Below are 19,239 nucleotides of genomic sequence, written 5' to 3'. Positions count from 1 at the left end.
AAGGGTGGAGAATTTCTCGGAGATTTTCTGTAATTTATTGGATTGGAGCGGCTTGACCGAGAACTGAGGGGATCTATTCGGCTACAACTGATGCCCAGTAGATTCCGTAAAACTCTTCTCTATGAATTGTTTTCGGTTTTTTGGTGCAGGATTCAGTAAAATAACGAACGTCAATGGTTTTTATTCGGTGAGGTAGGGTGTGCAATATGCACAGAGGTAAAAAACGGATTGCGATCGCACTGACAAGTTCTCTGAGTCTACTAGCGGCGGGAATGTGGTGGATGCCGCAACCCCAAGCGCAAGCCCCCCCGCTTACTTGTTCTCCCACTGCAATGGAGACGGACTCGGGAACTGACACCGCTGGCGATCGCCCAACTCCCGAAGACAATCCCTCGGGTTCTGATCCGAACTGTGCTGACTCCATGCCTGTCTCTACCGATCAATGGTCATACCCTTCCGAGTTTGCGCCGTTGTTGCAACGATACGATACCCTGTTGGCGCGGATGGAAACGGTAGAACAAAATCTCGCTAAACAACTCAATGGCAAACCTTACTGGGAAGAGGCACTCAGCTACGCCGTTCAAGCATCAGAGTTGGGTAAAACCGGGAACTCCTCCGTGGAAACCTTACAAACGCTCAAATCCCTCTGGGAAAAAGCCCTGGATAACCTGCATCAAATTCCGGCTGATTCCGACTATGGCGATCGCACCGTGGCAAAAATTGCCGAATATCAAGCCAATTTAGAGGCCGTTTCCTACCGTCTGGAAGTGGCACAATCCCAATTTTTAATTCCTATTGCCGAACGCAGCGGCCTTTCTTCCCAAGTCAAAATTACCATCTGTCACCTCACGACTAATATCTGCCGTCGGTTGCGCGGAAATGAACCGGCGCGAGATGCCGCCAGCTTAATGAAAGTGCCGATCGCCGTGGCTTTAATGAACAAAATCACCTCGGAAAAACTCCGATTCGATACCCCCATTCATGTCGATCGCGCTAACTATACGGAGGATGCCTCAGAACTTCGGGTGGGGGAAAAATATCCCCTTGAAACTATTTTAAATGCTACGATCGGTCACAGTAGTAATATTGGCCCCAATCAAATTATCGATTATTTGGGGTGGGATTACATTAATCAAGTGTTAGAAGAACGGGGTTTCAAACAGACGCGGGTTTATTCTAAATTTGTGGGCGATCGCATCTATCCCCAAAATGTGGCGATCGGCAGCAACACCACCACCAGCGACGATCTGACTCAGATGATGATTCAAATCTATAACCGAGAACATCTCGGCGATGAAATCCTGATTCGTTCCCTGGAACGGCAATATGACCATGAACTTGGGTTCGCTGGGTTAGAAGGCGGGTTCGGTCACTGGTTAGGAGAAAAAACCGGGCAAACCTCTCGCGTCCTCGGCACCACCTTAGCCATGAACCTCTTCGGTGAGACTTACATTATTACCGTGATTGACGATGGTGCCTATAGCGAACCGACCATCCGTCAGTTTATTTCTGAAATTTCTGAATATCTCTTCCGCAGTGGTCAACTGTGAAGCCCAGGGCTTGTAGCGATCAATCCCACAGGGGCTATCATACCCAATCCGGTGGTAAAAAGTCGATTTTCTCTTTAGCCTGCGGAGGCAGGCTTCGTCCGTGGAGCCAGACCCTTCAGGGTGCGGGTGGGTGTTTGCCGACTAGATTCCTAATCAGTAGCCGCTAGGGAGTTGATCCCGATAGTATGAAAAGGAAAACCTCTGACCTTAGCAATTCCACATGGTATCCACTCCAACCCTCACTTATTCCCCTCATCACTTAAACGCGATTGTCCGGGGATCAGGCTTTCCGATTCTCTGTTTGCATGGACATCCCGGTCATGGGGCTTCCATGTCTGTGTTTACGGACCATTTGAGCCAACGATTCCAAACCATTGCCCCGGATTTGCGAGGATACGGGAAGACTCGCACCCGAGGGCACTTTCAAATGACGGACCATCTTCAGGATATAGAAGCATTGCTCGATCGCTGTGAAGTGGAGCGCTTTTTACTCCTAGGTTGGTCCCTGGGCGGGATTTTGGCAATGGAACTGGCGTTGCGACACCCCGATCGCGTCACGGGATTGATGTTAGTTGCTTCTGCTGCCCGTCCCCGGGGTTCCCATCCCCCGATTAGTTGGCAAGATTTAGCATTTACCGGGGTTTCCGGGATTATTAATCGAGTCGTCCCGAGTTGGCAATGGAATATCGAAACTTTGGGCAGGCGATCGCTCTTTCGTTACCTGATTCAGCAACATACTCCCCTAGCTTATCAATACCTAGCCGATAGCGGGATGTCTGCCTATCTTCAAACCAGCGGTCCTGCCCGGAATGCGCTCAATGCTGCCCTCACAGCGGGCTACAACCGACTCAGTTCCCTGGAACAAATCACTTGTCCCAGCTTAGTCATGGCGGGGGAAGCGGACCGCCACATTACCGCAGATTCGAGCCGGGAAACCGCTCATCACCTCAAAAATTCTCAATTCATCTGTTATCCCAATACCGCTCACCTGTTCCCTTGGGAAATACCGGCGCAAGTCCTCGGGGACATTGATCACTGGATTGATCGCCATCCCCAAGTCGTTGCATCATCCGAGGTTTCTTCCCAATAATCAGGCAGCCTCCTCGTTCAAACTAACCGCTATATGCCGGGGATTTTCCCCGACTACCCATCTCCCCCGGCTCCTCGTAAACCGTGAGAGCGCTCGGTTTGCAGCGTTTAATAGCAAAGGAGATGCCCTGAGCACTTTCTTGTTCAAGGTCTTCTATATATCCGTTTTTAGCAGTTTCGGCTTCATTTTTACTCAGGAATGGCCCAAAGTAGTAAGTACACCGAGGATTGTCTGTGGCAATCTCTACCCACCAGGCCCAGCCTAAAAGGTTTAGCAAGCTAATCAAGATTTCTTTCAATTCCTTCATATCATTCCCCTATTTACCGTTGTATGACGACGAGGTGGTATTAAGTGTTGGTTCGAGCTAAGTGGTTAATTTACATTTCTTTATACTCCCTAGGATTTATTTTTTCAACTGTATTTTTCTTCAGATTTCCCATGTTGGGACGCTGGGTCCATCGCTGACGAAAAATCTCGTAAAGCGCCATTCCCGTTGCCACAGAGACATTCAGACTGGGGATCTTTCCTTGGAGGGGGATAGAAATTAATTCATCACAGTGCCGTTGTGTCAACAAATTCAAACCTTCCCCTTCGGATCCCACGACCAAAACCGTGGGTCGGCTAAATTCGATGCTGCTGACTGCTGAAGGCGCGTTGGCGGCAGTGCCATAAATCCAAAACCCCGCTTCCTTTAGTTCTTCCAAGGCTCGACTGAGATTGATCACCCGGGCAACGGGAAAAAATTCTAATGCACCAGCAGCGACTTTCATCACCGTTGATGTGATCCCAACCGCTCGTCTTTGCGGGATCACCATCCCTTGAGCGCCGATCGCCTCAGCCGTGCGAATCATTGCGCCTAAATTGTGAGGGTCGTTAATCCCATCGCCCACGAGGAGAACCGGGCGATCGGATACCTTTAAGGCATTGGCAATTAAATCCGGCAGTTCCCAATAGGTATAGGGAGAAACCTGTGCGGCAACCCCTTGGTGATTTTCCCCGTGAGTGAGCAGATCCAGGCGTCGGTAATCCACTTCATCAATGACCGTTCCCGTGGATTTAGCCGTGGCGATCGCCGTATGAAAACGGGGATCATAGCGCAATTGAGCCGTAATCCAGACCCGATGCAATTGGCGCTCTCCTTCTAAGGCACTCAATACCGTATGGCGACCGTAGATCATATCTTTGAGGTCTGTATCGGTCTCCTGGGCTGGTTGGGCAGCACCAGAGGGAAAGGATTTGTAGCTTTTCCCGTCCTTTTTCGGATAGGACGATCCCTGCCCACTGTCTTTTTTCGCGTAGGACGATCCCTGCCCACTGGCTTTTTTTGGATAGGATGATCCCTGTCCACTGTCTTTTTTCGGATAGGATGATCCCTGCCCACTGTCTTTTTTCGGATAGGATGATCCCTGTCCACTGTCTTTTTTCGGATAGGATTCGCGCTTGGATCGGACTGAGGGCTTCAATTTTTCGGGTTTACCAGGCATGACAATTATGATTGGGGGGTAGATGGCTTCATCCCGATGTGGTGTTGAGTCTCTTTCCCGGCGGGGTTAGCTCAAGGGTGGGAATCGGCGTGATAGTAATGGGTGGAACTGACTTTATAGTTCAGTAGAGCCACCCCTTTCGAGGAGTTGGAGATTTAATTGGGTGAATAGGAAGATCAAGCGGTTGGGATCGGTGAGGTATAAATATCCCATCAGGCTTTCCAAGCTCGTTGCCTGTTGATAAATCGCGGCATCGACTCGTTTCGGCCCTCCCGTGGCAGCATTGCGCCCGCGTTTGAGAATCTCAAGTTCGGTCGGGGTTAGAAAGGGTTCGAGCGATCGCAGCATCTGTGCTTGGGTCTCGGCTCGCACTTGCGACACCACACAATTATGATATATCTTCTGGCGTTTGGGTGGTCGTAAATACCAGGCGCGGATAAACAGTTCGTACACTGCATCTCCCAGATAGGCTAGGGCGATGGGTGATAGCTGTTGAATTTCCGGGGCGGATAATTTTTTGACCGGGAGCATCAGCGACAAGCACTCCTGGGGATCAAAGGTCATAGCCCAGGGGGGGACATTAGCGACTAGATTAGCTTCTGGGCTTGTTGCTTCTGGGGTTGTTGTCATACTGCCCACACCAAACCACTTGAGTTAATGATTCCCGATCCCACGTCCAAACTCCCCTAACTGGATTAACTGGGTTACCATTTTATGTTATTTCTTGAGTGCAAAAATTTTAATAGGGTCACTCCCTCGCCTCACATTCTAGTCCCCGAAGTATGGGGGGTGGTTCAGCCGATCGCCTGAAGTTTCCCTCTGCCCTAGGGCCTATATTACCCAATGCGATCGCTTTTAACCTGGTATTCCTAGAACTTGATCTGGTGTGGGTCTGGGAATCATGCCGAGGGATATGGGCATTATAACATTTAGCGATCGGGTTCTCATCAGTTCGGGGAGACCACCATCTTGATGGCGGTCTCCCTCAACTTCCCCAATAAACGAGCTATCCAGTATCAAAATTGAACTGGATAGCCATTTAGAGCGTTAAACACTCAAGTCGCTTTGATTTTCTCTAGGGCAGCGTCCAGCGATGGCTGCAAAGAGAGAAACTGCTCTAATCGAACCAGTTTGACCGTTTGGGTCACCCGGGGATTGCTGACAATTTGCAAGGTACCTTCAGCAGTTTGAGCTTTTTTTACCAGTTGCACCAGCGCACCTAAACCAGAACTGTCAACAAAATCTATTTTGGATAAATCCAAAATAATGTTCGTGGGACCCTCGTCAATACACTGACTGATCGCCTTCCGAAAGGTCGCTTCCGAAAAGGCATCAAGTAAGCCAGTGAGACGGAAGAGTTGGTAATCGTTCCCGACTTCGCGCGTGCCTCTTAGGCTAACGGTCAGGGTTAGTGGCTCAGGAATAACGCCCTCCTAGCTGCATACTCATACATTTACGCGACATTTGTCCGGCTATTGCTGGACAATGCAGCGATGGCACTATCACCCTTGAAGGTGACAGCGGCGGTATCCCGCAAAGCTTTTAGAAAGATTCCAAAAGCGCAAGATGGTTTAAGGTCGATTCGGATTATTAGACTCGTCCCCTCTTAAACTCAAGAATCCACTTGACCTCGGCAACCAAGCAAGGAAGTCTCAAAGGTAGGGCGCAAAAGTCTAAGGGAAGGCGCGAGTGGCTGCTCCATGTTCAGATCTTGTCGGATATTATATCCGATTATCCGCAGATGCCCAGCAAATCTCGGATTAAATCCTTACTCCTCAAATCGCCGATCCATTATAAAGGCTTTCTGGCCGTTTGTCAATGAGCAGCGCCTTGAGATTTTTAGATTGTAATCGGTCCGATGGCCGATTGACAAGGAATTTTGCGAATTACCCGGTTTTAAGTTCCGCCCCCTGCTAACTGGCAGTTTTCGCGGCAGTGCGAGCTTCGCGCATGGACTCGACAAACTGTTTAAAGATATAGTCCGCATCATGGGGACCGGGACTCGCTTCGGGGTGGTACTGGACAGAAAATACCGGCAGAGACTTGTGACGCAATCCAGCAATGGTGCGATCGTTCAGGTTCAAATGGGTAATTTCAATTTCGCTCCCTAAAGAATCGTCACTCAAGGCAAAGCTGTGATTTTGGCTGGTAATTTCGACTTGACCCGTTAACCCGGCGGGTTGATTTAATCCCCGATGGCCAAATTTGAGCTTAAAGGTATCCGAACCGAGGGAGAGTCCCAAAATCTGGTGTCCTAAACAAATCCCAAACATGGGTTTTGCAGTGTTGAGTAATTGTTTGGTGGTTTCGACCCCTTCAGTCACCGCCGCCGGGTCTCCGGGTCCATTGGAGAGAAAAATCCCATCGGGATTGTGCTTGAGGATTTCCTCGGCGGAAGTGGTGGCGGGAACGACAATCACGCGACATCCATAACTGGCGAGACGGCGCAGAATATTACGCTTAATCCCAAAATCTAGGGCAACAACGGTGAATGTTTCCCCGTTCATGCCTTGAGCTTGGGGGCTGAATTCCCAATGGGGGTCAGTGGTTTCGGTCCATTCGTAAACCGTTGAGGTGGAGACTTCGGGGACGAGATTTAATCCCTTCATGGAGGGGGCCGCTTGCACTTGGGCTAATAATTCGGTGGGGTCGAGGATTTCGGTAGAAATTCCGCCATTCATGGCCCCAACCATGCGAATTTTGCGGGTCAGTGCCCGGGTATCGATGCCGTAAATCCCAGGAATATTGTTTTGGGTCAGGTAGTCGGGAAGGGACTGGGTTGAGCGCCAGTTGCTGGGGCGTTTGCAGATATTCCGAGCGATCGCCCCTCGGACTTGGGGACGTTGGGATTCTTCGTCGTCGGGATTCACCCCGGTATTGCCTAATTCAGGATAGGTGAACGTCACGATCTGGCCGCAGTAGCTGGGATCTGTCAATACCTCTTGATACCCTGTCATGCCGGTATTGAAGACCACTTCACCAATGGTCGTGCCAGTGGCTCCAAAGGACCAACCGCGATAGGACGTTCCGTCTGCCAGTACGAGCAAGGCAGGGCGATCGGCAGAAAGAGACATAGAAACCTCACTAGCTTCAGGGGTCATGTTTCGGCAGTCAAGGGTAAGGGGTCCATTTAGTCTGAATGGGGGACCCAGCCGTTTGACTTCCGCAAGATCCTATTATTCCATGAGTTGCTTTCTTGGCGCGTATGGGTTCGCCGTAATGTAAAGAAGCGATCGCAACTCACTCTTTTTGACCCCGTGAGGCACATTTTCTCACCTAAGTTTGATTCCCCGGTGAATTTCCCCCTCGGCTTCAGGGTCTGTGAATGTCTGGCTGCAAAGCTTTTGCTTTCCGGAATCAACCGGGCATAATAGACATAACTCAAATTGACTCATCTACAGCGGAGGGTGAGCATTGCCCTACTCTGCGCTGATGGGATGGCCCGGATTTAGCCTCTGCCCCCTTTCCATTCCTGATCTAACTGCCAAGAGGAAAAAGTTTCATGAAAAAAATTCTCTCTGCCCTATTTGCTGTAACCACTCTAGGATTGATGGGGCCTTCGGCCCTCGCTCAGGAATATCCCGGTTGTTTTGCCATCGATTCCAACGGCAACCTCATTGAATTAGGAAACCTCTGCCCCAATCAAACCACAGACGTCCCAGAAGGGGCCATGTCCGGAGTCTTCCAAATCCCCATTAAACGTCGTCAGGGAGGCATTCCCGTGGTTGATGTTATCTTCAATGGTACAGAGAAATTTGAGATGCTCTTTGATACTGGGGCGAGTGCGACTTTAATCACTCCATCTATGGCCAGCAGTTTAAATGTAGTCCCCTTCGATAAAGCTCGCATCTCCACCGCTAGTGCCTCAGATGTGGAAATGGATGTGGGCCGAGTTTCTAAAATCCAAGTGGGGGATGCGACCCTGGAAGAACTCGTTGTGACGATCGCTCCCCCAGAAGTGGAAGGGGGTCTCCAAGGCATGGGTCTCTTAGGGCAGAACTTTTTTGGCAGTTACGATATCACCATCAAGGAAAATATCATTGAATTGCGAACTCGGGCCGCTGGGAGTGAAAATTGAGGCTGGAGTGAAACTTGACCCCAGCTAGGATACGGGTCAAGTTTGAGATTTCACGGCCCCAAAACCGGGTTTCTCCCCCACCTTGGCTGGGAATGGCCAAAAATTTCTGAAGAAACCCGGTTTCTAACCCGCTGCTGTCTTACTGCTTCAAAAATTCCACCAATTGCTCTACTTTTGTCCAAGCGGCACCGGAGGCGAGAATTTCTTTGGCTAAGGTGATGCCCTGGAGATGGTCCCCACTGGGGATAATGCCGCTGACTTGTAAGGCTAAGGCGGCATTTAAGGCGACTACATCCTGTTGCGCTTGAGTCCCTGCGCCTTGGAGGACCGACTGCAAAATCTGGGCATTTTCTGAGACATCCCCGCCCCGCAATGCCCCGGTGGGTGCTGATTCCAGCCCGAGTTCTGCGGGGGTGATGGTACTGAGTTGGACTTCTCCATTGGCAAGGATAGCTAACTCACTGGCTTCTGCTAATCCGGCTTCATCAAGTTTTTCCCGTCCATGCACCACGATCGCTAATTCAGTGTCCAATTGTCGTAAAGCATGGGCGATCGGGACGACTAAGTGGGGGTCACAGACGCCGATCACCTGTCCGGTGGGGCGCACGGGATTGACCAGAGGTCCCAATAAATTAAACACGGTGCGGATTTTTAAGGTACGGCGCAGGGGGGCCACTGCTTTCAGGGCGGGATGCCAACCCGGTGCAAATAGAAAGGTGATTCCCACTTCATCTAAAGCGGCGATCGCCTGACTACCTGGTGCATTCAAATTCACACCCAAGGCTTCTAACACATCGGCAGAACCTACCTTACTCGATGCCGATCGATTCCCATGTTTAGCAACCTTAACCCCGGCTGCTGCGGCAACAAAGGCAACACAGGTGGAAATATTAAAAGTCGAAGCCCCATCGCCTCCGGTGCCACAGGTATCGATCGCCTGTTTGCGAGTTTCTCCATTTGCGCCGGTTTGCATATAAGCCGACTGGGACTGCAATACTTTTGCCATCCCTGCCAGTTCCTCTGCCGAGACACTTTTGCTTTGCAGGGCAGCTAAAATAGCCCCGGATAATACTGGGGGAATTTCTTCCTGAAGCCATCCATACATGAGTTGACTGGCTTGATCCACCGTCAGGGATTGGCGATCGAGCAATTGTTGCAATAACTCGGACCAGTTGGCGTCTACAAGAGTGGTTGCGGGGCTTTGTACTGTTGCGGAGGGAGAATCAGTCATAGTTAAAATGGGAGTGCAGGGCCAGCAGTTGGGGATGCTGCTGATTTAAACGACTCGATTTTACCGCGAGAAGCTGGCTCTGCGGAGAGTTTTGGTTTGGGTTTTCACAAGTGGGTCTGGGTTGAAGGTTGAGATGTGGCTATGTTAGGATTGTCCTGTCCATAACATATGTCTCTCAACTCGGAAACAATCATGACAGCAATATATAGATTAAATGCTAATGAAATTGATGCTCAATTTTTAGATGACATTAAAGCAAAGTTTTCGGATAAGCAGATAGAAATAGTTGTTTCTGAACTGGATGAAACTGAATATTTATTGAGTTCAAAAACTAACAAAGAAAAATTACTGGCTGGTATTGAAAACATTAATAAGGGTCAAAACTTAACTGAAGTCAATTTAGACAATTTTCTATAGAAATGAAGAAGAGAATTGTCTTTGAAAATGCTGCTTTTGCAGATTTTATTGAGTGGATAAGTTTGGATAAAAAGCTCCATAAGAAAATAGTGGAGCTGCTAAAAGACATTGAACGTTCCCCCTATGAGGGATTGGGCAAACCCGAACCTCTAAAATATGACTTAAGTGGGTTTTGGTCCAGACGCATTGATATGGAAAATCGGTTAATTTATAAAGTAACAGATGAAGAAATATTCATTTTGGCTTGTAAATTTCATTATGAACTGTAATTACAATCAATAGAGGTCTTGTAGCACTCTCAAGTTATCAGGCGGTGCCGGAAAACTCAAGGGTTTAGGAACGAGAGTCTCCTCTAGGAACGGTAGAGTTTCCAGGTTAAGGCTTAAAATGAGGGATGTTCAGTACCTGGGGTGACTTGATGGATCGGCGTGACTGGCTGAATATTGCTGAATATGTTTCTCTGGCTGGTATAGTGGTGGGGTCAGTGGTGGCGGCTATTTCTGGACAGGTAATTTATGCGGCATTGCCGGTAACGGTTTCTTTGGGCTTGAATTTGGTGAATCGGCGACGACAGATTGTGCCGTCTCGGGTGGGGGTGGAGGAAGTGAAGATGGCCCCAGAAGCGATGAAAGCGACGATCGCCCAGGAAATGGAACCCGTGGTGGCAGCAGTGCGACAACTGCGATCGCGCTCAACTGAGTTGGAGCAATCTCTCGTGGTGCTGAAAACCCAGATACAGCGCCTGCGGGGTGAGTTTCAAGCACGCCCGGAACTGGAACAGGTGGAAAGTTTGGCGGAAGTGATTACGGCGCTACAACAGTGTTTGGAGGGAATGCCTGCGGGGAAACCGGGACAAACACCGATCGCGGAACTGGAGAGGGAAATTGTCCAGGCGATCGCTCGAATCCCTTCTATAGTGGAAGTAGAGGTGCAACAACAGTTGCAGAAACTCGGCGAACTTCCACCGAAGCGCAACCCCTAATCAGAACGTTAATCCCGTAAAGAATCCATCGATTGATCATGACTCATTCCATTGCCGCTCCTCCCACTACAAGAGCGATCGAAGTATTTTCTGGTATTCAAGGCGAAGGATTGAATGTGGGGACTCGTCAAATTTTCATTCGCTTTGGCGGATGTGATTTGCGCTGTAATTATTGCGATAGCGCTCATACTTGGACGGCACCAGATACCTGCCGGATTGAAAAAACTCCTGGCGATCGCGATTTTGAAATTCACCCCAACCCCGTCCCCCTGCCGCTGTTCCTCGACTGGATCGATCGCCAAAATCAACCGGGTTTACATGACAGCATCAGTTTAACCGGCGGTGAACCCTTACTCCATACCCCCTTTTTGGTGGAATTTCTGCCGCAACTCAAACAACGAACCGGATTACCGCTGTATTTGGAAACCGGGGGTCATCGTCCCCAACAGTTGCAGAGGATTTTGCCTCATTTGGATCTGGTGGGAATGGATATTAAATTGCCGAGTGTCAGTGGGGAAACCCATTGGCAAGCGCATCAGGAATTTTTGAGCCTCTGTTGTGCCGCCGGAGTGGAGGTGTTTGTAAAAATTATTATTTCCGATGACACCTTAGAGGCGGAGTTGGAACAGGCGGCGCAATTAGTGGCGGGGGTTAATCCCCAGGTGACGGTGTTTTTGCAACCTGTGACGCCGCTGAATGCAGGAGAAACGGCGAACTTTGGCGATCGCCCCACCCACACCATAAAATCACCAGCACCCACAAAGGTGCTGGCGTGGCAAAGGATGATGAAACGGTGGCTCCAACCCGTGCGAGTGGTCCCACAAACCCATAAAATGTTGGGTCAGTTGTAGTGGGGTAAGCTGGGGGTTAGTACACGCTTTCCGTATTTGTTGTGGTTTCCCGCGCCGCCTTAACCTTCGCTTTGGCTTTGGCAGCACTGCGTTTGAGCGCTTGCAACCGGGCTTCGTATTTGCTACGCTGCCGTTTTTTCGGGGTGAGTTCCACGAGGGTTTTGAGGGCGCTACCGAGACTTTTGTAAGCGTTGGGGAGAGAATAGCCAAAGCGAGTCGCAAGGGCGATCGCTTTTTCATCCGCTTCAATTGCTTCTTTTAAGGTGCGATCTCCATTGTTTTTCTGATAAAGTCGGTATCCCGCCACCCCGCACAGGGACAGTGCCAACAACAGCAGCAATCCATCCTGTACCCACAGTTCTCCCACTGCACCACCTAACCCGATCGCCAGCGCCGCCATTTCCCATCCCTCTTTAGAAATGGTGTCGTTTTGGATGCGTGCTACTTCATGCCAAAACAGCAAGTTGCGCTGATCCAGGGCGAGTTGTTCCCACTTCACTAGGTCAATTTGGATTTCCACCTGATCGCTGCCAATTTCTTCACTGCGAACCAAGGGTGGATTCACTTCAATCGCTTTTTCCACCATGACCCAGCTTTGCAATTCCGGCGGCAGTAAGCCTTTGAGCCGTCGGAGTTCTATCATGTCAGCTTTTGTCGTAGTATATGAGGTCATTGCTCAAGCCGCTGAAAATTTGACACAAAAAACAGTTTATCTACTTGGATTGTAGCGATTTTTAGGCCATAAGCACCACTCAACTCTCCCTTGATTCGGTTTCCTGGGGCATCCATACCCTTCAAAAGGGTCCCCAAGTGTTCTCGAATCCTTTTTCAATCCTCGGAGGGTTGACAAATTTGGCAACTTCTATTATAATTACGAGAATTTCCAAAATTAAAACGTTATGCGTTTAATTTGCAAGAGATAAACCCGGGCAATCTTAGCAAAAAAGAGATTGCTAGGCTTAAATGATAAAACTTTTATCCTCCACCAGGATAATCCCCAATTTATGCAAATTAAATGCAACAAACATTAAGGGGCATCTCGTCTAAAATCCATCACCCCAGTTAAGCGGCTATTTTATGAAAATTTCGTGCGATCGCCTCCCCAGAATTTATGTCACCTTGATGAGTTGGGTTCTACTCACTCCGGTTTTAATCAGTTGTACGGAAATAAACATAAAATCCAGTCCCACCGACTCGGGAATCTCGGCAACAGTAACCCCCATTGTAAAAGCGCGATCGGGTAATGCCAAAGTAACAACTGCGGCAATCAATTCACGAACCCCAACCCAGCAAACTGCTCAAACCGATGAACTCGAAGATACCGGCGATATTTTAATATTTCATAATCCGGTAAAAGACGAAACCTATCAAGAAGTTCACGAAATTATCCAAGATAGTCAGATTTTTGAGGAAATCGCTCAAACTCTTAATGAACTCTTAATTTTACCCAATGATATTCCCACTTATTTCATGGAATGTGGGGAGGAAAATGCCTATTATGACCCCTCTACAGTTGAAATTACGATGTGTTATGAATTAATCGAACGGTATAAAGAAATTTTCACTGAAGAAGTGGAAACCGATGAAGAATATATTGCCGAAGTGGTTAATGCCGGACTCTTCACCTTTTTTCATGAACTCGGACACGCTTTGGTAGACCAGTTAGCATTACCAATTACCGGGAGAGAAGAAGATGTGGTGGATGAATTTGCGGCCATAATCTTATTACAAGCTGGCGAAGAAGGGGAAAATGCAGTGCTCTCAGGAGTCTGGCAATTTGCAGTCGATGCGGAAGAGGAAGCAGAGTTAGAAGAGTTGACCTATTGGGGAGAACATTCCCTCGATATTCAACGGTATTATAATATGGCCTGTTTAGTTTATGGAAGCAATCCGGAGAAATATCAATTCTTAGTAGAAAATGAAGATTTACCCGCCGAACGAGCAGAGGGATGCGAGTATGAGTATGCTCAAAAGTCTCAAAGTTGGGAAGTGTTGCTATCTCCTTATTATAAAGAGTGAATCCGTTGAGCAAATTGAGTCTCCCCGGGGGTAGTAACGATAGCAATTGGTCACTACGAACTTAGGAAGGGAATGATAAATTTATTTTACTTGACAGAGGGAAGATTCTAGGGTGTAGGTGACATAATCATGCAAGCGATCGCAGGCCAGGGTTAAGAGTTTATCTAACTTCGACCGATCGCCCTCACCGTCTAAACTCTCTCGCGAAATATCGGCGATCGTCCATAGTTTCACGGTTTGGTCCCAACTGGCAGAGGCTAAAATCTGACTATCTGGACTAAAACTCCCCCCAGCAATCCGGTTTTGATGTCCCTCTAGGGTGGTTAAGAGGCGACCGTTGCGACTCCAAATTTTAACCGTGCGATCGTCGCTGGCGGAGGCTAAAATTTTGCCATCGGATGAAAAACTCACCCATAAAACTTTATCCCGATGTCCTTCTAGGGTGTTTAATAGTTCTCCAGTCCGACTCCAAATTTTCACCGTATTGTCATCGCTGGCGGTGGCGATCGCTGCTTCATCGGGAGAAAAACTCACGCTATTCACTTCATCCAAATGTCCCTCTAAGGTAGCAGCTAAATTAAAAGTATCGCTATCCCACAATTTCACCGTTTTATCTGCGCTGGTAGAAGCAATTAACGTCCCTTTTGGACTAAATTTCACCTCAAAAACTCGTCCTTGATGGCCAGTGAAAGTTGCCAGAAGACTGCCGTTTTGATTCCAGACTTTAACGCTACCATCCCAACTGCCAGAAACCAGGCGATCGCCCTCGGGAGAAAAATTCACACTATGCACTAAATCCGAATGTCCTCGCAGGGTCTGCAAAACCTTCCCCTGGCGGTCCCAAAGTTTGACCGTTTTATCCCGACTTGCGGAGGCCAAAATCTCTCCATCGGGAGAAAATGCCACCCCCTGGACCCAATCCCGATGTCCTCGCAGGGTTTGCAAAAGAGTCCCGTCTCGTTGCCACAGTTGCACCGTGTTATCCCGACTCCCCGAGGCCAAAATCTCCCCATCGGGAGAAAAACTCACCGTATTCACCAAATCCTGATGTCCCTGAAACACCTCAATTAACCGAATTTCAGGATTCCATAACATTGTCGTATTATCCCCACTCGCAGAGGCCAAAGTTTTGCCATCGGGGGACCAGGCAATGTCCCAGACGGCAGCACTATGGGCCGTCAAAGTCTTCAGCAGGGTCCTGTCATAGACACTCCAGAGTTTAACCCGGTGGTCCTCACTCGCGGTTCCCAGCAAATTGCCATCGGGGGACCAAATTACCCGAGTCACCACATTATCATGAGCTTTGTAGGAGTTGATTAATTGTCCCTCGCGAGTCCAGAGTTTAACCCTCCCATCGCCACTCGCGGTTGCTAAAGTTTGCCCATCGGGAGCAAAATTCACGGTAGAAACACCGCTTTGATGGCCGGTTAAAGTTGTTAATAATTCTGCTGTTCCCTTGGGGGTAATTTGCCAGAGTTTTACTTGATTATCATAACTGGCCGTAGCTAAAATTTCCCCATCGGGAGAGAAACTAATATCAGAAATTTCTTTCGTATGGGCGGTGATAGTTTGCAGAAGGGTGGGAGAAGTTTGGGAGTTGGGTTCGATGCGCCAAATTTTAGCAGTTTTATCGGTACTGCCAGTGACAAGTAAGTGACCTGTCGGACTGAAACTCACGGCAAAAACACTCCCTTGATGTCCGCTGAGGGTATGAACTAAAGTGCCATCGATTGCCCACAATTTGACCTGGTGATTGGCGTTTGCTGTAGCAAGAGTTTGTCCATCTGGGGAAAATGCTAGTCCATAAACGCGATCGCCATGTTCTAAGGTTTGCAGTAATTCCCCTTGCGCTGTCCACAAAATTACGGTACCATCAGCGCTGGCGGTGGCAATGGTTTTTCCGTCGGGAGACCAAGCAACATCCCAAACCCATCCGCGATGCCGATTTAAACTATTCTGTTCTTGAAGATTGGCCAGAATGGTTTCTAAATTAACCACTGCCGGGGTCATTAATTCTGAGGTTGCCCAGTTGGATTGTAATTTTCGACCGGCCCGAATTGCATTCACTAATGCTTCGAGTTTTTCATTGGAAGAATTGCGAATTTGAGAGGCAGAATTCAAGGCTTTTATTTCAGCAATTTCCGCTTGTCTTTTTTGAGAATTGGCCCAAGAAATAATCGTGATGGAAAGGAGAGAAATGGCACAGAGTCCGACTAATCCAAAGGTAATCACCCGTTGGCCTTTTTTGTAGGCGGTATCTAAGATATGCTTGGCTTTTCGTTCTGCTTCTAAGGTGATTTCGGTTTCGATTTTGGCTAATTCTAGGGCTTTTTTCTCGCTATTTTGACTGGCGGAAAGAAACTGGTAGTCGCGATCGCTTAAACTTTTATCAGCGGCCCAGTTTAAAGCATCCTGTAACGCTTGTCCCCGCAATAAGCGCGAAGAATCTTCCCCGCCACTCTCCCACCAAGCGGCGATCGCTTCTGAATAGGGACGCAAATTCGCCAACTGGTTCTCAATCCAGTCCGCATTAAAAATCTGTTGATAAATTCGGTTAAATACGGTTAAATTCCCCTGTTCTTTCACGACTAACCCCGAGAGGCGCAGTTGAGTTTGTTCGGGACTATTATCCGCTGGGTAACCTTCTGGGTACGCGCTTAGTATCTTTTGATATAATCCCAATCGTCGCGGGGTGCGCTTTTCGTCACAAAGGAGGCGATCGCGAATTGTTTTTAAATGGTCCGGTTCATCCTGGGACTCCCAATTGTCCACCAAGTAAGCTTGAACTAAACCGTTAACATCTGGTTGGGAATTATGGGCTTTATCCACCACAAGTTTACATAATTTTTGGGTTAAAAACGGTTGCCCTCCCGTCCAATCTAAGACTTGAGATAAAACGGTTTCTGGATAAGTAAACTGCTGAGATAATCCAGGCATTAATGCCGGTTTGGCTTCGGCTAAAGTAAACCCATGCAAGGCAATAGCTTGTCCAATATTAAACGGGGTTCGCTGTTTGTCGGCGATTAAATCCGAGGGAGTTGCCACTCCTAACAAACAGAAAGTCAGGCGATTGTAAGGGGGATGATCCGCCCGTTGATTGTAACAAGCGCGAATAAAGGCAAAAAAATCATCGGTAGGGAAATTTAAACTGAGAATACTGTCTATTTCATCGATAAAAATGACAATCGTCCCCGGAATTTGCACCAAAACCACCGTTTCGATAAACTCCCGAAATCGACCCAGGGGGGATAACCACTCGCGATCGCGCCACCAAGACCCCAGATTCACCTCAAGCTGCAAATCCAGGGTCAGACTGCGAAGCATATTCGCATACCATTGATTCGCGGTCCCCTGCTGGATATTGTCCATTGAAATATCAATCACACTACAGGCAACTCCCGCTTGTTTTAACTGCCGCATCACCTGGACCCGCAAGCTGGATTTTCCCGTTTGTCGAGAATTCAACACATAACAAAACTGTCCAGATTTTAACCCCTCATATAGCTCAAAATCTGCCTTTCTTTTCACATAAGTTGGCGCATTTTCAGGTAAGGTCCCAGAGAAAATATAGGAGTCTGTCATGATTGATTTACTAGGTTAGATAGAGATTAAATGGGGCAGACCCCCCTAACCCGATGGCGTTGCTAAGGGGGGGAATTAGAATTGGGATTAAATGGGGAGGACCCCCCCTAGCCCCCCCTTAGTAAGGGGGGGAATTAGAATTGGGATTAAGATGATTTGCCTTACTACTTCCGGTCCCCTCCCCTGATTCTTGGGGAGGGTTAGGGTGGGGTTCCATCCGATTACCAAAGGGAGAAATTACAACACAATTTTATAGATCCGATAGCTTTACCCTTAATCATTCATTCAACCTATTATTAATTGGCCGCCAAACGCACCGAAAAATACTGACGATATAGCTCAAATCGAGGGGTAACATTATTATCATGTAACTGAACTAATCCCATACTATATAACTTAAAAGCCCGTTCAGAAGGAATTTTAACAGGTTTATTTGCCATTACTACATCGCGAAAGGCTGCTGCCAATTCGGGATGATGTTGGAGATTCCATAAATGTTGGCGGAGATGGTCACTAAATGGCCCTGCTTCTGTTGGCGCAATCTGGGAAAATTGGTCTAACGTCATGGGTTGACGGCATAAAAAATCCAGGGATTTTCGGATTAAATAGGGATGTCCCCCGATCGCACTCATCAACTGGCGAACTTCTCCCTCGCTGTCCCAGTTTAAGCCATACCTTTGGGCTAAATCCTGCACTTGTAAGGCTGTAAATTCCGGTAACGGAAAGACAGCGCCCACGTTGGCAAGGGGAGAATGATTGATATCCAAGGCGCTATAAACTTCCGTAGAATGCACCACAATTAATCGCAATTGTTTCCAGATATCCCCCCGGCGATCGCTGCGGCGGGCAATATCATACCAAGCGCGCAATAATCGACAAAAATCGTTAGCAATTTCCGGATGTTCAAAGACGACATCAACTTTGTCTAAAGCTAACACTAAAGGAGATGGCAATTGAGATAAAATATACTCCTCAAAATAGACCGTGCAATTATTATTGCACCCAAAAATATCGTCCCAATAGTTCGATAATTGATTGGGTAATCCGGATAACTGACCCACGCTGGCGCAAAACCACTGCAAGAAGGTCCGCAGGTCCGCAAAAACGGTACTATCCGCCAAATCAAAACTTAAGGTAACGGTGTGATAGTTGGCAGTTCTAGCCACTTCTAGGATGCGATCAAGTAGGGAGGTTTTGCCCATTTGTTGGGGTGCTTTAATCCGAATTAATGCCCCTGCTTGGGCGCTCGCCACTTGGCATCGCTCTTCTATCGGTGGACGGTGAACATAAAACCGCGAGTCCAAGGGAACCGAACCTTCTGAACAGTCTAAAATGGACCCCTTTAGCGTTTCTGGGGTGACCCAACCCTCGGTTTTCAGCAAAGATCCTACTCCGGTTTGGGAATTGTTTAAGGTGGCTTTCCAATGTCGTTCTAACGCAGTTTTAAAATTTTTCTTACTGACTTTCTCTCCTAATGAATCTGATAAGCGCTGCCAGAAATCTTTACCCACCATTCGATGTAAATAATTTGCTGCATATTCGGTATTTTCCGCAATTTCTTCGTAAGTTTTATCTTGCCAAGCACCCCGAAAAATTCTCATTTCGATATCGGTGATATGCTTTCCCGTCTTGGCAAAAATTACTCGATCGGCTATTTTGAATGCTTCTTCAAAATTGATAGGAGTTTCCTGCATAAAGCTTAAAGTTTTAATAAAGAGAAAGGGAAAATCCGGGGTAATAGCTATTAATTTGTATTATATCAGGTGGCTGAGGTAGCCTAAGGCAGCGGGTACGGGTGGGGACACACAGACCCCGAATTTTTTAGAATTTCAGGAAACCGAGTAAAAGGTAACGAATGAGTAATTGTCAATTGGTCACTTGTCCTTTGTCCTTTGTCCTTTGTCCTTTGTCCTTTGTCCTTTGTCCTTTGTCCTTTGTCCTTTGTCCTTTGTCCT

18 protein-coding genes and 1 pseudogene are annotated in these 19,239 nt (G+C 48.0%); 9 read left to right on the top strand and 10 right to left on the bottom strand.

Annotated features, from left to right (window positions below; all coding sequences use genetic code 11):
- Nucleotides 1-206 precede the first annotated feature (206 nt).
- Both NG792_RS23470 and NG792_RS23465 read left to right on the top strand, forming a co-directional pair.
- Nucleotides 207-1,550 (top strand): serine hydrolase, encoded by a 1,344-nt coding sequence (locus NG792_RS23470; protein ID WP_261236990.1) that lies wholly within the window; start codon nucleotides 207-209, stop codon nucleotides 1,548-1,550.
- A 220-nt stretch (nucleotides 1,551-1,770) separates the two neighbouring features.
- Complete coding sequence (locus NG792_RS23465; RefSeq protein ID WP_261236989.1) at nucleotides 1,771-2,640, top strand: alpha/beta fold hydrolase; 870 nt, start codon at nucleotides 1,771-1,773, stop codon at nucleotides 2,638-2,640.
- Nucleotides 2,641-2,662: 22 nt separating this feature from the next.
- Here the strand turns inward: NG792_RS23465 and NG792_RS23460 are convergent, their stop codons facing one another.
- From NG792_RS23460 to NG792_RS23450, 3 genes are all read right to left on the bottom strand, one after another.
- Nucleotides 2,663-2,947, bottom strand: a complete 285-nt coding sequence (locus NG792_RS23460; protein ID WP_261198564.1) for a DUF1816 domain-containing protein — start codon at nucleotides 2,945-2,947, stop codon at nucleotides 2,663-2,665.
- Nucleotides 2,948-3,017: 70 nt separating this feature from the next.
- A complete protein-coding gene (gene rlmB / locus NG792_RS23455; RefSeq protein ID WP_435387609.1) occupies nucleotides 3,018-3,818 on the bottom strand; it encodes a 23S rRNA (guanosine(2251)-2'-O)-methyltransferase RlmB in 801 nt (266 codons plus the stop codon).
- Between the two features lie 420 nt (nucleotides 3,819-4,238).
- Entirely contained in the window at nucleotides 4,239-4,754 is a 516-nt protein-coding gene (locus NG792_RS23450) for a Mini-ribonuclease 3 (protein WP_317619523.1), read from the bottom strand.
- Nucleotides 4,755-4,906: 152 nt separating this feature from the next.
- Here NG792_RS23450 and NG792_RS23445 point away from each other — a divergent pair, with 152 nt between their 5' ends.
- On the top strand, nucleotides 4,907-5,050 hold the full coding sequence (locus NG792_RS23445) for a hypothetical protein (RefSeq protein WP_261236987.1): 144 nt from the start codon (nucleotides 4,907-4,909) through the stop codon (nucleotides 5,048-5,050).
- A gap of 129 nt (nucleotides 5,051-5,179) precedes the next feature.
- Here NG792_RS23445 and NG792_RS23440 read toward each other — a convergent pair whose 3' ends face one another.
- From NG792_RS23440 to carA, 3 genes and pseudogenes are all read right to left on the bottom strand, one after another.
- Nucleotides 5,180-5,548 carry an STAS domain-containing protein gene (locus NG792_RS23440; RefSeq protein WP_261237011.1) on the bottom strand — a complete coding sequence of 123 codons (369 nt, stop codon included), beginning with the start codon at nucleotides 5,546-5,548 and terminating at the stop codon, nucleotides 5,180-5,182.
- Between the two features lie 29 nt (nucleotides 5,549-5,577).
- Nucleotides 5,578-5,685: pseudogene (locus NG792_RS23435) on the bottom strand (RNA-guided endonuclease TnpB family protein); the annotation flags it as partial.
- A gap of 352 nt (nucleotides 5,686-6,037) precedes the next feature.
- On the bottom strand, nucleotides 6,038-7,198 hold the full coding sequence (gene carA, locus NG792_RS23430) for a glutamine-hydrolyzing carbamoyl-phosphate synthase small subunit (RefSeq protein WP_261237010.1): 1,161 nt from the start codon (nucleotides 7,196-7,198) through the stop codon (nucleotides 6,038-6,040).
- A gap of 428 nt (nucleotides 7,199-7,626) precedes the next feature.
- On the opposite strand from carA, the gene NG792_RS23425 reads away from it, so the two are divergent.
- On the top strand, nucleotides 7,627-8,202 hold the full coding sequence (locus NG792_RS23425) for a retropepsin-like aspartic protease family protein (protein WP_261236986.1): 576 nt from the start codon (nucleotides 7,627-7,629) through the stop codon (nucleotides 8,200-8,202).
- Nucleotides 8,203-8,341: 139 nt separating this feature from the next.
- Here the strand turns inward: NG792_RS23425 and trpD are convergent, their stop codons facing one another.
- Nucleotides 8,342-9,433, bottom strand: a complete 1,092-nt coding sequence (gene trpD, locus NG792_RS23420) for an anthranilate phosphoribosyltransferase (protein ID WP_261236985.1) — start codon at nucleotides 9,431-9,433, stop codon at nucleotides 8,342-8,344.
- Nucleotides 9,434-9,625: 192 nt separating this feature from the next.
- Here trpD and NG792_RS23415 point away from each other — a divergent pair, with 192 nt between their 5' ends.
- The 4 genes from NG792_RS23415 (at nucleotide 9,626) to NG792_RS23400 (ending at nucleotide 11,683) form a co-directional block, all read left to right on the top strand.
- Nucleotides 9,626-9,850, top strand: coding sequence for a hypothetical protein (locus tag NG792_RS23415; protein WP_261198559.1), 225 nt, complete (start codon nucleotides 9,626-9,628; stop codon nucleotides 9,848-9,850).
- Nucleotides 9,851-9,852: 2 nt separating this feature from the next.
- The gene (locus tag NG792_RS23410) at nucleotides 9,853-10,119 is read left to right on the top strand and encodes a Txe/YoeB family addiction module toxin (protein WP_261198558.1); all 267 of its coding nucleotides are present in this window, start codon (nucleotides 9,853-9,855) and stop codon (nucleotides 10,117-10,119) included.
- Nucleotides 10,120-10,268: 149 nt separating this feature from the next.
- Complete coding sequence (locus NG792_RS23405) at nucleotides 10,269-10,832, top strand: hypothetical protein (protein WP_261236984.1); 564 nt, start codon at nucleotides 10,269-10,271, stop codon at nucleotides 10,830-10,832.
- Nucleotides 10,833-10,870: 38 nt separating this feature from the next.
- Nucleotides 10,871-11,683 (top strand): 7-carboxy-7-deazaguanine synthase QueE, encoded by an 813-nt coding sequence (locus NG792_RS23400; RefSeq protein WP_261236983.1) that lies wholly within the window; start codon nucleotides 10,871-10,873, stop codon nucleotides 11,681-11,683.
- 16 nt (nucleotides 11,684-11,699) lie between these two features.
- Here NG792_RS23400 and NG792_RS23395 read toward each other — a convergent pair whose 3' ends face one another.
- Nucleotides 11,700-12,356 (bottom strand): DUF3318 domain-containing protein, encoded by a 657-nt coding sequence (locus NG792_RS23395; RefSeq protein WP_261198555.1) that lies wholly within the window; start codon nucleotides 12,354-12,356, stop codon nucleotides 11,700-11,702.
- Between the two features lie 404 nt (nucleotides 12,357-12,760).
- Here NG792_RS23395 and NG792_RS23390 point away from each other — a divergent pair, with 404 nt between their 5' ends.
- Nucleotides 12,761-13,702 (top strand): DUF4344 domain-containing metallopeptidase, encoded by a 942-nt coding sequence (locus NG792_RS23390; protein ID WP_261198554.1) that lies wholly within the window; start codon nucleotides 12,761-12,763, stop codon nucleotides 13,700-13,702.
- 81 nt (nucleotides 13,703-13,783) lie between these two features.
- Here the strand turns inward: NG792_RS23390 and NG792_RS23385 are convergent, their stop codons facing one another.
- Nucleotides 13,784-17,284: a WD40 domain-containing protein gene (locus tag NG792_RS23385; RefSeq protein WP_261236982.1), complete on the bottom strand. Its 3,501-nt coding sequence runs from the start codon at nucleotides 17,282-17,284 to the stop codon at nucleotides 13,784-13,786.
- A 296-nt stretch (nucleotides 17,285-17,580) separates the two neighbouring features.
- Entirely contained in the window at nucleotides 17,581-18,978 is a 1,398-nt protein-coding gene (locus tag NG792_RS23380; RefSeq protein WP_261198552.1) for an AAA-like domain-containing protein, read from the bottom strand.
- Between the last annotated feature and the right edge of the window lie 261 nt (nucleotides 18,979-19,239).

Source organism: Laspinema olomoucense D3b (genome assembly GCF_025370785.1).
GTDB classification, from domain to species: Bacteria; Cyanobacteriota; Cyanobacteriia; order Cyanobacteriales; family Laspinemataceae; genus Laspinema; species Laspinema olomoucense.
Note: the sequence above shows the minus strand (reverse complement) of the source record. Positions and strands in the feature narration are given on the sequence as shown.